The 704-nt window shown below is 62.2% G+C and carries 1 protein-coding gene; it reads left to right on the top strand.

Translation table 11 applies throughout. The annotated features are described in order from the left end of the window. The coding region (locus A9X04_RS21670; RefSeq protein ID WP_197509282.1) for a cation transporting ATPase C-terminal domain-containing protein at positions 1 to 704 on the top strand (704 nt) is incomplete at both ends.

Consider the following 704-nt stretch of genomic DNA (forward strand, 5'->3'; position numbering starts at 1 on the left):
CTCGGTGTGTTGGCCACCGGCGTCGCCGAGGGCCGGCGCATATTCGCCAACACCATCAAGTACGTGCTGATGGGCACATCAAGCAATTTCGGCAACACGTTCAGCGCCGCGGCGGCGTCGGCGTTTCTGCCGTTCCTGCCGATGCTGGCCAGCCAGCTCTTGCTGGGCAACCTGCTCTATGACGCCTCCCAACTGGCGATCCCCAGCGATCGGGTCGATGAGGAGCAGCAGAATGCGCCGTCGCACTGGAACGTCGCGTTCATCCGCAGGTTCATGCTGACGTTCGGCCCGATTAACTCGCTGTTCGACTTCTTGACCTTCGGATTCATGGTCGGCATCCTGCACGCTGGCGAAGTGGCGTTCCACACCGGCTGGTTCTTGGAAAACATTCTCACCCAGACGTTTATCGTGTTCGCGATCCGCACCCGCAGGGTGCCATTTCTGCGCAGCAGGCCCGGCGCTCTGCTTTCGGTCACGCTGATGTCAGTGGACGTGATCGGCATCGCGCTGACCGTCACGCCGCTTGGCCGCAAACTGGGCTTCACCCCGCTGCCATGGCAGTTTTACGTGGCGCTGGCCATGTTCATCGTCGTCTATCTGGTGCTCGTGGACCTGACCAAGAAGGTGTTCTACAGCGAGCCGATGCGGGTGTTCGGCCAGCCCTACCGCACCCGGGGTCTGCATCACCGCATTCAGCGGCGCGC

The sequence above is a fragment of the Mycobacterium sp. E3247 genome (assembly GCF_001667785.1).
Classification (GTDB): domain Bacteria; phylum Actinomycetota; class Actinomycetes; order Mycobacteriales; family Mycobacteriaceae; genus Mycobacterium.